The following is a 13902-nucleotide window of genomic DNA, read 5'->3' as shown; positions in this document are numbered from 1 at the left end:
TCCATACTTTTGTAAAGGAGGGGTCAAAATGGGGTATTATGTAAAAGTTGCTTCTAAAGTCAACATTTATGTAGAAGATATTAATCCCAAGAGCCATAAGACCATCCTCTTTGTCCATGGCTGGCCTGCGAATCATAAATTATTTGAATATCAGTTTAATGTCCTTCCTTCTATGGGGTACCGATGTATTGGGATAGACCTTCGAGGATTTGGCAAATCAGATAAACCATGGAACGGCTACTCTTACGACAGAATGGCAGATGATATTCGCCAAATTGTTAAGGCGCTTCGTTTACAGCATTTCACACTCGCTGGCCATTCAGTAGGTGGAGCGATTGTTATTAGATATATGGGGCGTCATAGCGGCTATGGGGTTTCGAAATTAGCCCTTTTCGGTGCAGCGGCTCCTAGTTTTATCAAGCGGCCTGGCTTTCCTTTTGGATTAGAGGCGAAGGATGTTAATACCCTGCTAGGGCAGATCTATAACGATCGGCCAAAAATGCTCGCAGACTTCACGAATATGTTCTTTCATCAGGCACTCACCAAGCCATTCTCAGATTGGTTTTTTCAATTAGGACTTGAAGCCGCAGGTCATTCCACGGCTGGTTTACTTAACTCTTTAAGAGATGAAATCTTATTCGCTGATCTCAAAAGAATTCATGTGCCTACATTAATTCTTCATGGAAACCATGATCAAATTTGCAAACCGCCGCTGGCTTCCTTTCTTCATCAAGGCATACAGAATTCTAAGCTGGTTTGGTTTGAGCATAGTGGACATGGGTTGTTCTGGGAAGAGCAGAAGAAATTTACCCAGGAATTGGCTAATTTCATTGGATAGTATATATAAACGCTTCCCGCTTTAAAAGTTGGAAGCGTTTTATTACTACTTAGCCACAACCAATGATACTTTCTTATATAGAGCATACTACCATCGGAGAGTACTTTGTTAGTATGTCTTAGCATGACCTAAAACATAGAACAGAAATCGAAGCATTTATTCAAAAAAAAAAGGAGAGTAATTCTACTCTCCTTCTTCTACAACAATGATATACCCATCTTGCTGCGGGCCGTTCTCGTATACTTCGCGAGAAACTATGTAATAGTTTTCCTTACTTTCGTCACTGATGACTAATTCACTTGGACTTTTGTCCACAGCTGCTGCTTCTAGACTAAAATATGGTAATCCAAGTGTTGAAATATCAAATGGCATGATTATCCCTCATTTCTATCTATTAACATGTGCATTCCCTTTGTAAAGTATAACAAATTCTTCCTCCAGTGCCCTAATGATTTTTCTTTATTTTCAAGTTATGGTACTCTCTTAAAAGAAAAATCAAAACGTTTCGGAAACGAGGGATTATTATGAACGTATTATGGGATTTTGACGGAACTCTTTTTGATACCTATCCAGCACTTGTCTCTGGATTCATCCGCTTAAGCAAACAAGATTTAGACCGTGATGAAGTTCTAAAATGGCTTAAAATTGATTCCAAAACTGCTTTTAAACATTATGGAATCGGTGAGGAGCAGAGACTTGAGTATCAAACTTTACATAACTATTATTCAAAAACAGAAAGCAAGCCATTTGAACACTTAACAGAAGCTTTATCTTCAGTGGATAACAATATTATTGTGACGCATCGTGATAAGGAATCCACTGTTTTTCTACTTGAAAAATACCAGTTAAGTAAATACTTTAAAGACATTGTTTCTGTGGAAGAACAAGGATTTACACGAAAACCACACAGTTCCTCCTATGAATATGTTTTAAAAAGTTACCATATTGATTTAGTTGTTGGTGACCGTGATTTAGACTTAATTCCCGCTCGCAAATTAAATATTAAAACATGTGCCTTTCAAAATCAAAATATCGAAGCGGATTTCCATATTGATAACTACACTGATTTTATCCCTGAAGTTCTAAACCGCCTTTAGTTTTTTTTATAAAAAATTTGAAACTTAATTGAAGTTAAATCGTACAAGTATATATAGGTACGATGAATGGCAAAATAAAAAAACTACGATAGAACGGAAGATTATATTGGGCTCTAATATTTTACTTATTGGACATTATGTTTTTGAGGCTTATTATTGGTTAATTTTAATATCCATTTTTGGTTCTTGGTTTCCTAAGTTTCAAGAAACCAAGCTTGGGATCTGGATTGGCAAGTTAGTCGAACCTTATTTAGGTTTGTTCAGAAGATTTATTCCACCACTTGGTCCTATTGATTTTTCACCAATTATCGCATTATTTGCCTTCCAATTTATCAGGCAATTTGCAATCGAAGGTCTTCGCCAATCACTGAATGTCATTGGTGTCTAATAGGGCAAAAAAAGGAGCTGCGCTGCGGCTCCTTTTTCTATATCATCAATATCTCCCTTATATCCTCTTCCGTAAGGGTAGATATAGCTTTTTCATCAGAATCGATGATTTCTTCGATGAGGTGTCGCTTTTTATCTTGTAGTTCATTCATTTTTTCCTCGATCGTTCCGCGGGCTACCAGCTTGATGACCTGGACGACATTTTTCTGACCCATCCGATGGGCACGGTCAGCAGCTTGTTCCTCTACAGCTGGATTCCACCACGTGTCATATAAAATGACAGTATCCGCACTCATTAAATTTAGACCGGTTCCGCCTGCTTTCAAGGAAATAAGAAACAAATCCCTTTCACCTCGATTAAAACGCTCGCAAATTTCCACTCTTTCTTCTGAAGGGGTTTGTCCATCCAGATAAAAGTAGTTCAGCCCTTTTGCGGTTAAAGACCTGCCGATAAGTTCTAGCATCTTCGTAAATTGAGAAAAAATTAACACCCGTCTTCCAGAGAGCTTTGATTCTTCGACAATCTGCAAGAGCTGTTCAAATTTCGCCGAATTCCCTTGATAACCTTCTACAAACAAACTTGGATGACAGCAAATCTGCCGCAGCCGCGTCAATCCTGCTAAGATTCTGATCCGATTTTTGCGAATCGTGTCTTTGTCGAGATGCTTCAACGTATCGTGCCTTAATTTCGCCAAATAAGCAGCATACAATTTCTTTTGTTCAGGGAACAGTTCAACCGATTCCAAAGACTCCATTTTTTCAGGAAGTTCAGCGAGGACATCTTCCTTTAACCTGCGCAGTAAGAAAGGACGGATTCTCCGCGCAATCGTTTTTCTTGAAAGCTTGCTATATTCTTTTAGCCCGAGGAACAGTTCTGGAAAAACAACGTGAAAAATGGACCATAACTCCTCTAAGGCATTTTCCACTGGTGTACCCGTAAGCGCAAATCGATTCAGGGACTGCAGTTTTTTTACGGCTCGGGCAGTCTGCGTCAATGGGTTTTTAAAGGCTTGGGCCTCATCGAAAAACACGGTATGAAACATTTGTTTCTCAAACCAGGTGATCTCACGGCGCAATAACGGATAGGAGATGATTACGACATCAACATTTGTCTGTTCTTTCAGCAGTTTGGTCCGCTCTTGTTTGGTTCCATCAATAACAACTGCTTTTAACTGGGGAGCGAATTTCCTGCATTCACTCAGCCAGTTATAGGTCAATGATGACGGACAAACAACAAGGGCCGGCTGATTAGTTTTTCGGATATCAGACAGGACTGACAAGATATATGCGATACTTTGAATTGTTTTTCCTAGCCCCATATCATCTGCCAAAATTCCTCCGAAGCCATAGTAAGCCAGAGTTTTCATCCATTTAAACCCAGTTTTTTGATATGCTTTGAGAGTAGGATCTAAACTGACTGGCACCTCAAACTCTAACTTGTCAGGATGGTGAAGGTGATCCAGAAACTGCCGAAAGGATTCTTCTAGTTTGAACGTATCACTGATTTCAACTGTATCAAGGAGTTGAAGACTCTGCTCGATTGGTAAATCTAAGCCATTAGCGATGTCCTTATTTTTGGCTAGTGGTGAATAAAGAAAACGCTGGATTTCTTCGAATTCTCTTGTCTGAAGCGAGAGCAGCGACCCGTTCGGCAGGCGATAATATTTCCTTTTCTCCTCTAAAGCCGCCAAAACTTCACGTATTTGTCTTTCAGGAATACCGTCCATTTCAAATTTAAATTCAAGCCAATTGGTACGTTCTCTTTTGAACCTAACCCTTACCTGTGGACGAAAATTCTCTCTCGAAATACGATTTCTAACAGCCGTTGTTGCGTAAATTCTGACAAGCTTTTGCAATTTTGGAACAATGTACGTTAAAAAATCATATTCTAGTTCTTCATTATGAAGAAAATATCCTCCGTCCGTCTTGGCGAACGAACTTTCTTCAAAAATCTGCAGGATTTCCTCTTCCTTCTCTACATCACGAATCACTAACGAGTCCGTCGGGAGATCTCTATTTTCCAATGGATTAATTATTGTATTTTCGTATTGAAATTCGAGCCCAGCAAGCAAGCGGTTTTTCACACGATCCAAGTAGAGTTTGGCCACTAGCGGTGTGGTCATCCATTTCTTCGTGATTGCTTCGGCTATCGTAACTTGGCCAAGTCTTTTTAAGCCTGGCGCGACTTTTTCCAAAAAGAACTGAATTTGCTCTTCTGGAATCGGTATTTGGCTCATTCCTGAGGCATCAAGCATCCTTTTCAGGTCGAAAAGTCGTTTAAAATCCTGCTCTTCCAGTTGTTTCATTTTCCCTTCAAAGAGAACAGAATGATAAGCTTCAAAGAAAATCATTCGCTGCAAGTTTTTTACTTTCAGCTGATAGCCGTTTCGATCCGCTCCAGCAAAATCAAACTGTAAAGGCAGCCCTTCGTCAAACACATGCAGGCCTTGATAGATTTGGCCCTCATACTCCACCAGCACATTAGGTATCTTTTGGAGGAGAGTAAGCATACGTCCCCATGTGGAAGATGGAATAGATAACATCTGCTGTGTAGTGTTATTGGTGTCAGGCACCACATAAACCTTTTCATCACGGACTACTTGGACGAGTTGCTCGAGTACGTTATTGTTTTCTTTTTGGAAGCAGTGCTGACTTGGGTCAAATGTAAATGAATTAGAAAGTTTGAAGGCCTTTCCGGCTTTAATCTGTTCCAAAAAGGCACGGATGTTTTGTACTATGATGGATTCGAGTGTCAGTTCGATCGTGAATAAGTGGCTTCCATTACCCATATCAACGGGTTTCAAGGTAAACTCAATATCCAGCACGGTTCTTTTTTCAAAATGCAGTTGATGACCACTTGATCGGATCGGCTGGTCGGTAAAAATAGTCAATAACCCTTCAGCGAGTTCCTGATTAGTTGAATAATCGACTCTCGGGATCGTTCCTTTCTGTTGGTGCTCGTAAATAGCTAATAAAACGGCTGCAATATGCTGACATTCCTTCGTAAAAGAGGCCAACTTCGGGCAGCTGCATTCCGTTCGCAGGTCATCATTGGAACCTGTTTCGATGGTCACATGAAAATCTTCATCACCTGTCACGGTTGCTTGACAACGATGTGGGAGGTATTGCTGAAAAATTACTTTATTCGTTTGATAAAAATAATCTCCTCGTTTGAAGGAGGCAGTGCCACACATTTCCTTAATGCGTTTATGAGTTAAACTTACGTTCAAGTGTCCTGCTCCTTCCTGAGGTTTAAGATCTGCTGTCCATAAAGGTATACAACATTATAGCATAAGTCATATTTTTTCTTATGATAGAAAAAACGCCTGCCCTTTAAATTAAAGGCAGACGTTTGATCATTGAAATCTATTCTTCAAAGCCGACACTCATTGTATCTGGGTGAGAGCCCGCACGGCTATCTTGATTTAATCCATCGATTTTGTCCATATCTTCAGCAGATAATTCAAAATCAAAAAGATCTGCATTTTCGATAATGCGATGTTCTTTGATTGATTTTGGAATGGTCACCACACCATGCTGTAGATCCCAGCGTAAGATCACTTGAGCAACAGATTTATTATATTTATGAGCAAGATCTTCAAGAACTGGTTCATTTAGAAGCTGCCCTTGTTTTAACGGCGACCACGCTTCCATTTGAATGCCTTCCTTTTTACAGTAAGCAAGTAATTCCTTTTGGGTTAAATGTGGATGGAATTCTACCTGGTTTACCATTGGTTTAATCTCTGCGGTACTGATTAAATCTTCTAGATGATGAACAAGGAAGTTACTTACACCAATGGCGCGGACACGGCCATCTTTATAGAGCTTTTCCAACGCCTTCCATGTTTCTTTATATTTATTTTTTCCAGGCCAATGGATTAAATAAAGATCCAAATAATCAAGCCCAAGCTTGTTAAGACTGGTTTCAAAGGCTGCTAACGTTGATTCATATCCTTGATCAGAATTCCATACCTTGGAAGTGATAAATAATTCTTCACGCGGCACCCCTGATTCTTTAATGGCTTGACCAACGCCTTCTTCATTTTTATAGATAGCGGCGGTATCAATACTAATATATCCATTCTTAATAGCTGCTTTAACGGATTGAACTACCTCTTCTCCTTCAGTCACTTTGAATACACCTAACCCTACCCATGGCATTTTTACACCATTATGTAATGTAGTTGTGTCTTTTAAACTTGTTGGCATCATCTATTCCTCCTTTTTATTAAAGACCGAAACAAGGACTATGGGTTCTTGGTTTCGATACTAGAAAACAGCTCAATGCGATACAGTTTATCTTCCTCTGGCGGCTTGAACTTTCTCAATATACTGTTTTGCATACTCAGTAATCTTGTTAAATTCCCCTGTTTTAGCTGGTGCCAATAAATTACCGCCTACTCCAACGGCTACGCAGCCATTCTTAATCCACTGTTCGACATTGTCTAAACTGACTCCACCAGTTGGCATAATATTTATTTGCGGAAGCGGCGCTTTTACTGCTTTAACAAAATCTGGACCAAAGGCACTGCCAGGGAACAGTTTCACAATATCAACACCCGCTTCTAATGCACGTTTCATTTCGGTGAGGGTCATACAGCCAGGCATATAAGGTACTTGATACAAATTACATAAAGTTGCCGTTTCCTGGTCAAAGGCTGGACTCACTACAAACTGCGCCCCCGCCAAAATCGCAATTCTTGCGGTGGTTGCATCAAGTACAGTTCCTGCGCCAATCACTACATTATTATTATTTTGATAAAGGGTTGCTAATTCTTTAATCACTTCTTCTGCGCCTTGGACGGTGAAAGTAACCTCAATCCCTTGAATACCGCCTTCCACACAGGCTTCTGAAATGTTAACAGCCTCTTCTTTTGAGTCTGCCCTGACAACCGCAACCACACCACATTCCGCAATTTTCGTTAAAATATTGATTTTTTTCATCGCAGTCACTTTCTTTCTACTTATTTTCTTTTCAACAAAATATTTTCAAATAGTTTTCATCATTCTTATTTAAATTTACAAAATCATACTCTTATCGTATCATATAATAGAACGGCGTTCCAAAAATATGAACTGAAAAACATTTAAAAGAGGTAGAAATCATGTCTAATGTTCAATCCCTTGAAAGAGCTCTTACCATATTAAACAAGCTTTCTGAATATCCCGACGGCATCCAGATTACGCGGCTAGCGGAGCAGGTTGGACTGACAAAAGGTACCCTTCATCGATTATTATCTACACTATCAAATATGAATTATGTTATGAAAGATGAAGAAACCGACAAATATAAACTTGGCTTACAAGTCCTCTTTCTTTCTAGAAACCTTTTAAATCAATCAAACATTGTCACGATCGCAAAGCCATTTTTAGAAAAATTAGTGCAAGAAGTGAATGAAACCGTTCATTTATGCATTGAAGACCGCGGCGAAGTCATTTACATTGATAAAATTGAAAGCAATCAAACCATCCGGATGTATTCGCGCATTGGAAGCAGAGCCCCAATGTACTGCACAGCTGTTGGGAAAATACTACTATCCGATATGTGTCCGGACAAATTTGAAGACATCGTTTCAAATATTACCTTTATTCCAAAAACACCTACAACGATTACATCTAAAGAAGAACTCATCAAAGAAATTGAAACGGTGAAAGTCCAGGGTTATGCCTTAGACAATGCCGAGAATGAAGAAGTATTAAGATGTATTGCATCACCTATTTACGACCATAAAGGCAAGATTGTTGCCAGTTTTAGTATTTCTGGACCTAACAATCGAGTAACGATGGATCTGATCAACGATACATTAATAGACAAAATGAAACAGTATAGTATCGCCATTTCAAGAAACCTTGGGTATACAGGTTCTTAAACAAGATAATTCAAAGGTAAAGAAAACCTGATAATACGGATTCTCTTTACCTTTTTCCAATTCTTCTATTAACGCTTCTCCAATGATTCTTCAATAAAAGTTTCTAAGTTGGCTCGATTAGGTAATCCGTCGTTATCTCCAGGAGCCATCACTGCAAGCGCACCGATGGCTGCTCCGCGTTTTACCGCTTCCTTCAATGGTAAACCTTCTAATATCCCGCTGACCACTCCAACGGCAAATCCGTCACCAGCACCTACCGTATCAACAACTTTCTTTACTGGGAATCCCTCGGTGTAGAATTGCTCACCTTAAAATGAATTAATATTTTGATGAATATTACCAATACTTTTGGTAAAATCATGTAAAAGTATTTTTGGAGGATTTTTATTATGATTACCTATCCGCATTTAAAAAAGGGAGCTGCCATTGGAGTAACTGCACCCTCATCAGGTGTGCCCGGACCATTACATGAAGTCTATAGACTTGCATGCAGCCGGATGGACAAAGAGGATTCACGGTGGTCTGTGGAGAAACAAGTTGGACTCAAGACAAGGCTAAATCAGCTCCAGCTTTAATCCGTGCAGCTGAATTTAATGCAATGATGCAAAACAGTGATATTGACATCATCATTCCACCATGGGGCGGGGAATTATTAATCGAGATTCTCGAACATATAGACTATGAAAAGATTAATAACAAGTGGGTTTTAGGCTATTCTGATGTAAGTGCTCTTTTGCTTGCGATTACCTTAAAAACAGGTATCGCTACCGCTCATGGGACAAATCTCGTAGATTTAAGAGGAGAATTAATGGATGAAACGACCGCCATGTGGGAGTCTGTGTTAGCAACGAACTCGGGAGAAGCTATTATTCAGAATTCCTCTGAAAATTATCAAAAGGAATGGCAGCATTCGAATCCATCCCCCTGTGTCTTTCATTTAACCGAACAGACGGTTTGGAAGGTTGTCGGAAACCAACCTGCTAAGATCGAAGGGCGCTTGCTCGGCGGGTGTGTTGACATTATTAGGCATCTTATCGGGACACCATTCGGTGATGTAGATGCTTTTAGGAAAAAACATATAAACGAAGAGCCTGTTATTTGGTATTTAGAGAATTGTGAAATGAATACTGCTGATTTGCGGAGATCCTTAGTCCAAATGAAATTAGCTGGTTGGTTTGAAAACTGTTCAGGCCTAATGTTTGGACGGAGTGAAGCCAATAAGCCCGTTGAAAACTATACGGTGGAAGATGTTTATCAAGACCTAGCTGATGAGCTAAAAATACCCGTTATTTATGATATTGATTGTGGGCACCTTCCACCACAAATCACCTTCATTAATGGGGCATATGCGGAGGTAGAGGTCTCAGAAGGTAATGGAGTGGTTAAACAGATTTTCCGAACATAATTTACCGAAAATAAAGGCAAAAAGGGCTGCCATAATGGCAGCCCCATTTAATAATTTTATCCACCTAATAAACTGGCTATTATTAAATCACTTCCGGTTACGATAACGATGCTTTGCCCAAATCCACTCAAAATACCAGTCGTAACCCTCAAGATATTATTACTCATCCGATACTTCCTTTTCTGAGTCCACCCATCAATAACCATCGGAACATTTAAAAAGAGCCCGATCAATAATGAGAAATGTAATCCTGCTATCAACAAAAGTGGGAAAAGTAAATAGCCTGCTAAGATTCCCGTGCATCTTGCACATAAAGGGAGAGTATATCCCTTAATGGTTAAACTCCGAGACTTCATCCGATGACATGGAACGATATCTAGTAATCTCATTAGATTAATTACAATCCGGCCCACAGTCGCAATCTGGGCCACAATCAAAATCAGGGATACAATCGCAATCTGGAGTCCAATCATATTTCTTTTTTCTATGCTTCTTTTTCCCATAATAAATCAAAATAAACAGCAATAATACGATTCCTGCACCTATGGCAATCGCACCGACAGTTATCGTTCCTTTTACCAATAAAGTGGTACCCACGACAAAACATATAATCATTGCCGTTAAGAATAGAAAAAACATCCTCATCACCTTCTTAATTAGAAGTAACTTTACTAAGTATTTCCTGACTCGTTACCATCCTTTTAGCTGTATAGAATTCTATCATTTTATTCGCCTTTGAAGAATAACTTACCTTCAAATTACCTTAGCAAAAGATCTTTCTCTAATTTAGAGGTTTGAAATTGAGAGGAATTCAAAAAGTTTCATTGCTATAATATGGATAATCATATAATCAAATACCCACCATTGAAAGGAGCGGAACCTATGAAGTACAAAATTATCGAAAGAGAAAGTTTCCAAGTAGTTGGAATCAAGCGGGAGATTTCATGTAAGAATGGTGAAAACTTAATAGAGATCCCCAAAATGTGGACTGATGTTCATCAAGATGGAACCAATGATTTATTATTCAAGTTGAATAACGGGGAAATTAAGGGGGTCCTTGGAGTATGCGCCGATAAACGCGACACTCAGCCACATTTAATGGATTACTGGATTGCTACGGAACATACTGGTGCCACTCCCGAAGGCTTAATGAATCTCGAGATACCAGCTTCAAAGTGGGCGGTATTTGAAGTGAACGGTGCAATGCCTGATGCTATTCAAAAAGTGTGGAAACAAATATACACCGAATGGTTCCCTTCCAACCATTACAAGCACGCTAGGACGCCAGATTTAGAAGTCTATTCAGCTGGTGATCCTTGGGGTGATGATTACTACTCGGAAATTTGGATTCCTTTAAAATGATCGTTACTTTTTCTAATCAAACGTTTGGTTAGGCTCTCAAAGCCATTTATATCAATGGTTCTGGAGATTTAATCAGACGTTTGATTAGTTAATAGTCAATAAATTAATGGATGATTAACAACTAGTTCATATTTTATTAACAATCTAGCGTTATAGTACATTTTAGAGGGGATAGCATGCGTGGCTATCATGGTATTTGGCGTAGGCGGAGCCGATACTGAGGAAAGAGCACCAGATTAAAATGATGCTCCCTTAACTTTGAGGGTAAAACAGGATACTTTCACTTATTTTCCTTTCATTAAAGGAAGCTGATTTGCAGTTAACGGGCTAATCTTCCTTTGCTTTAATTCCGGATCTTGAGCAAGATTATAACCGATTTCTTAAATGGCTCCGTTTGTTTGTCATGAAGAAAACATTCGTGCCTATTATCTCTTTTCCTGAACGTCAGTGGGTTTTTCCCACAGTTCAATCCATCTGCCATCAGGATCAGAAATCCAAATAAATGTTCCAAATTCACTTTGCTCCGGCTCCTTCAAAAGAGGAACCCCGCTTTGGTTAAGATGCTCAAGACACTCAGCCATATTGTCAATTTGAAAATTCAACATAACAGATTGCTCTTGAGGAAAATATTCGTTATCCTCTGTAAAAAATGAAAAGGCTGTTTTATTCTCTGCTCCAGGAGTAATGATCGTCATATTCCAATCATTGTCCATAGGGATACCTAGAACGTCGTTATACCATTTTTTTAAAGTTTCTATATTTTTTGATCTCCAAAAGATGCCGCCAAATCCTAATACTTTCATTTTTCCACCCCTTAAATTTATATACTATACCTTTTAATTTACCCCTTTAGTAATTCAAGATTCATTCAACTAATTCCTGTCACTATATGATTTTTATAGTTTAATACTAAAAAGCTTGAGGATCATTCATCCCCAAGCTCTCATCTTCCTATTTACCAATAAATTCCTGTGTCCAATAGTTCCCCTGCGAGACATAACCAACCCCAATATAATTGTAATTCGGGCTAAGTATATTCTTACGATGTCCTTCACTATTCATCCAAGCTTTGACGACTTCTTCAGGAGTACGCTGTCCCATGGCAATATTTTCACCTGCATAACGATAGGTAATCCCATACTTCTTCATCATATCAAAAGGTGAACCGTATGTTGGGCTTGTATGGCTAAAGTAGCCATTTGCAGACATATCACGTGATTTTTCATGTGCCATTTTGCTAAGTGTTACATCCACTTCAAGGGCCGGTAAGCCATTTTTAGCTCGTTCTTGATTGGTTAAATCAACTACTTTTTGCTCATAAGCACTTAAGGTACTAGTATTTTGGGCTGTATTCGTCACAGGTGCCGGTTGATGCTGGACAGGCTGTGGCGCAGTTTGAGCAGGCTCTTGTGTTGCGATCGTTTGATCCGGTTGAGACTGAGTTGGCTGCTTTATAGTATTATGTGAAAAAGTAAATCCTAAACTAGCAAGATATTTCTCAATGACATTATTAATTTCATTCATATTTGTCCCTTGGTATACATAGACCTTTTCCTGTACCGACGGGCTATTAGTGGCCGCATGGGCTTTATTTAAGACCGGATTTGACATCATTAATGCCGCTGCAGCTGCAACAGTAAGAATTGCTTTTTTCTTCATTATTGATTCTTCCTCCTATTTCGACAATTTGCCGTTTTTCCGCAAATTCATCGTAACATATGATTTTTGTCATATTTGAGGAAATATTTTACAACAGAAAGTATGATCCATTCTATTAGAAACTTTATTTCAAGCTAACTCCTGATACTCTAAGTCTCTTTCACTATCAAGAAAAAACAGTCCTTTTTGCACCTTTTACCAAATTACAGAAAAACTACCAATAATTATAATGAGAAGTAATATTGACACCTCTTGCGAAGACCATCCTTCTTAACAAATATTTCAGAAAAGTATCGTATTTTACTTTTTAGTATTAACTGGGGTAAGGGCTTCACCTCCTGTTAATACACTCAGCATATTATCGGAAGCTAAATGAGCCATCTTCATTCTTGTTTTCACACTTGCACTTCCAATGTGCGGGAGTGTTACCACATTTGGCAGGGACAATAAGGGGTGATCCAATGATACGGGTTCTTGTTCAAATACATCCAGCCCGGCTCCCCAAATCTCTCCATCTTTCAATGAATGATATAATGCTTCTTCATCAACAATGCCCCCTCTTGCGGTATTGATCAGAATCGCATCTTTTTTCATGAGCGACAATTCATCTTTACCGATCAAGTGGTGAACTTCAGGACTGTACGGCAGCAGCAGGCAAACAAAATCAGATTGCTGTAACAAGTCCCTCATTTCTCTGTAGTGAATTCCTAGCTGTTCTTCTTTTTCCAATTTCCGTGTCCGATTATGATAGAGAACGTTCATATCAAACCCATGCGCCCGCTTAACGAGGGCTTCGCCAATTCTGCCTAATCCAATAATTCCTAAGGTGGCCCCATAAATATCCTGTCCAGTCATTTGCATAAGGGACCAGGCGCCCCATTCCCCACTGCGCAAATAATCCGATCCCTCAACCACTCTTCTAGCTGCTGCCATTAGAAGGGCAAACGTTAAATCCGCTGTCGTTTCGGTTAATACGCCAGGTGTGTTAGTTACGATCATTCCCCTATCTGTTGCCGTTTGAATATCGATATTATTATAGCCAACCGCAATATTACTAATGACCTGTAACTGTTTCGCTTTACTCAGGACCTCTTCGTCAATCTTTTCTGTTAATAGACAGATCAGCCCGTCTACCTCTTCAATTTCTTTTAATAACACATCTCTTGGAACGGGAACATTTTCTTCAGACCACATCTTTACATGAAATTGACTTGAAAGTTTATCGACAATTTCTCCGGGTAGCTTTCTCGTAATATAAATCGTTTTTTTCAAACCTACCTCCAC

The 13902-nt window shown here is 39.2% G+C and carries 14 protein-coding genes and 2 pseudogenes; 6 read left to right on the top strand and 10 right to left on the bottom strand.

Going from position 1 to position 13902, the window contains the following annotated elements:
- Positions 1–28 precede the first annotated feature (28 nt).
- Entirely contained in the window at positions 29–838 is an 810-nt protein-coding gene (locus tag QNH17_RS04060; RefSeq protein ID WP_283877518.1) for an alpha/beta fold hydrolase, read from the top strand.
- 183 nt (positions 839–1021) lie between these two features.
- On the opposite strand, the gene QNH17_RS04055 is transcribed toward QNH17_RS04060, so the two are convergent.
- The gene (locus QNH17_RS04055; RefSeq protein WP_144554411.1) at positions 1022–1210 is read right to left on the bottom strand and encodes a hypothetical protein; all 189 of its coding nucleotides are present in this window, start codon (positions 1208–1210) and stop codon (positions 1022–1024) included.
- Between the two features lie 152 nt (positions 1211–1362).
- On the opposite strand from QNH17_RS04055, the gene QNH17_RS04050 reads away from it, so the two are divergent.
- The gene (locus QNH17_RS04050) at positions 1363–1935 is read left to right on the top strand and encodes an HAD-IA family hydrolase (protein WP_283877517.1); all 573 of its coding nucleotides are present in this window, start codon (positions 1363–1365) and stop codon (positions 1933–1935) included.
- A 106-nt stretch (positions 1936–2041) separates the two neighbouring features.
- A complete protein-coding gene (locus QNH17_RS04045; protein WP_144554413.1) occupies positions 2042–2323 on the top strand; it encodes a YggT family protein in 282 nt (93 codons plus the stop codon).
- A gap of 37 nt (positions 2324–2360) precedes the next feature.
- Here QNH17_RS04045 and QNH17_RS04040 read toward each other — a convergent pair whose 3' ends face one another.
- The 3 genes from QNH17_RS04040 to QNH17_RS04030 all read right to left on the bottom strand — a co-directional run bounded on the left by QNH17_RS04040 (position 2361) and on the right by QNH17_RS04030 (position 7266).
- A complete protein-coding gene (locus tag QNH17_RS04040; protein WP_283877516.1) occupies positions 2361–5552 on the bottom strand; it encodes a DEAD/DEAH box helicase in 3192 nt (1063 codons plus the stop codon).
- Between the two features lie 136 nt (positions 5553–5688).
- Positions 5689–6531, bottom strand: a complete 843-nt coding sequence (locus tag QNH17_RS04035; RefSeq protein ID WP_283877515.1) for an aldo/keto reductase — start codon at positions 6529–6531, stop codon at positions 5689–5691.
- A gap of 87 nt (positions 6532–6618) precedes the next feature.
- The gene (locus QNH17_RS04030; RefSeq protein WP_283877514.1) at positions 6619–7266 is read right to left on the bottom strand and encodes a bifunctional 4-hydroxy-2-oxoglutarate aldolase/2-dehydro-3-deoxy-phosphogluconate aldolase; all 648 of its coding nucleotides are present in this window, start codon (positions 7264–7266) and stop codon (positions 6619–6621) included.
- 161 nt (positions 7267–7427) lie between these two features.
- On the opposite strand from QNH17_RS04030, the gene QNH17_RS04025 reads away from it, so the two are divergent.
- On the top strand, positions 7428–8192 hold the full coding sequence (locus QNH17_RS04025) for an IclR family transcriptional regulator (protein WP_283877513.1): 765 nt from the start codon (positions 7428–7430) through the stop codon (positions 8190–8192).
- A gap of 68 nt (positions 8193–8260) precedes the next feature.
- Here QNH17_RS04025 and QNH17_RS04020 read toward each other — a convergent pair.
- A pseudogene (locus QNH17_RS04020) lies at positions 8261–8488 on the bottom strand (carbohydrate kinase family protein); the annotation flags it as partial.
- A 93-nt stretch (positions 8489–8581) separates the two neighbouring features.
- Here QNH17_RS04020 and QNH17_RS04015 point away from each other — a divergent pair.
- A pseudogene (locus QNH17_RS04015) lies at positions 8582–9597 on the top strand (S66 family peptidase).
- Positions 9598–9653: 56 nt separating this feature from the next.
- Here QNH17_RS04015 and QNH17_RS04010 read toward each other — a convergent pair.
- Both QNH17_RS04010 and QNH17_RS04005 read right to left on the bottom strand, forming a co-directional pair.
- Positions 9654–9986, bottom strand: a complete 333-nt coding sequence (locus tag QNH17_RS04010) for a DUF2085 domain-containing protein (protein WP_283877512.1) — start codon at positions 9984–9986, stop codon at positions 9654–9656.
- A gap of 4 nt (positions 9987–9990) precedes the next feature.
- Positions 9991–10236: a hypothetical protein gene (locus QNH17_RS04005; protein ID WP_283877511.1), complete on the bottom strand. Its 246-nt coding sequence runs from the start codon at positions 10234–10236 to the stop codon at positions 9991–9993.
- Between the two features lie 243 nt (positions 10237–10479).
- Between QNH17_RS04005 and QNH17_RS04000 the strand changes: the two genes are divergently transcribed.
- Positions 10480–10959 carry a GyrI-like domain-containing protein gene (locus QNH17_RS04000; RefSeq protein ID WP_283877510.1) on the top strand — a complete coding sequence of 160 codons (480 nt, stop codon included), beginning with the start codon at positions 10480–10482 and terminating at the stop codon, positions 10957–10959.
- Between the two features lie 425 nt (positions 10960–11384).
- Here QNH17_RS04000 and QNH17_RS03995 read toward each other — a convergent pair whose 3' ends face one another.
- From QNH17_RS03995 to QNH17_RS03985, 3 genes are all read right to left on the bottom strand, one after another.
- Entirely contained in the window at positions 11385–11762 is a 378-nt protein-coding gene (locus QNH17_RS03995) for a VOC family protein (protein WP_283877509.1), read from the bottom strand.
- Between the two features lie 148 nt (positions 11763–11910).
- Positions 11911–12618: a CAP domain-containing protein gene (locus tag QNH17_RS03990; RefSeq protein WP_283877508.1), complete on the bottom strand. Its 708-nt coding sequence runs from the start codon at positions 12616–12618 to the stop codon at positions 11911–11913.
- A gap of 300 nt (positions 12619–12918) precedes the next feature.
- A complete protein-coding gene (locus tag QNH17_RS03985; protein WP_283877507.1) occupies positions 12919–13890 on the bottom strand; it encodes a 2-hydroxyacid dehydrogenase in 972 nt (323 codons plus the stop codon).
- Between the last annotated feature and the right edge of the window lie 12 nt (positions 13891–13902).

The organism is Neobacillus sp. SuZ13 (assembly GCF_030123365.1).
Classification (GTDB): domain Bacteria; phylum Bacillota; class Bacilli; order Bacillales; family Cytobacillaceae; genus Neobacillus.
This window is presented reverse-complemented; position numbering and strand designations above follow the sequence as displayed.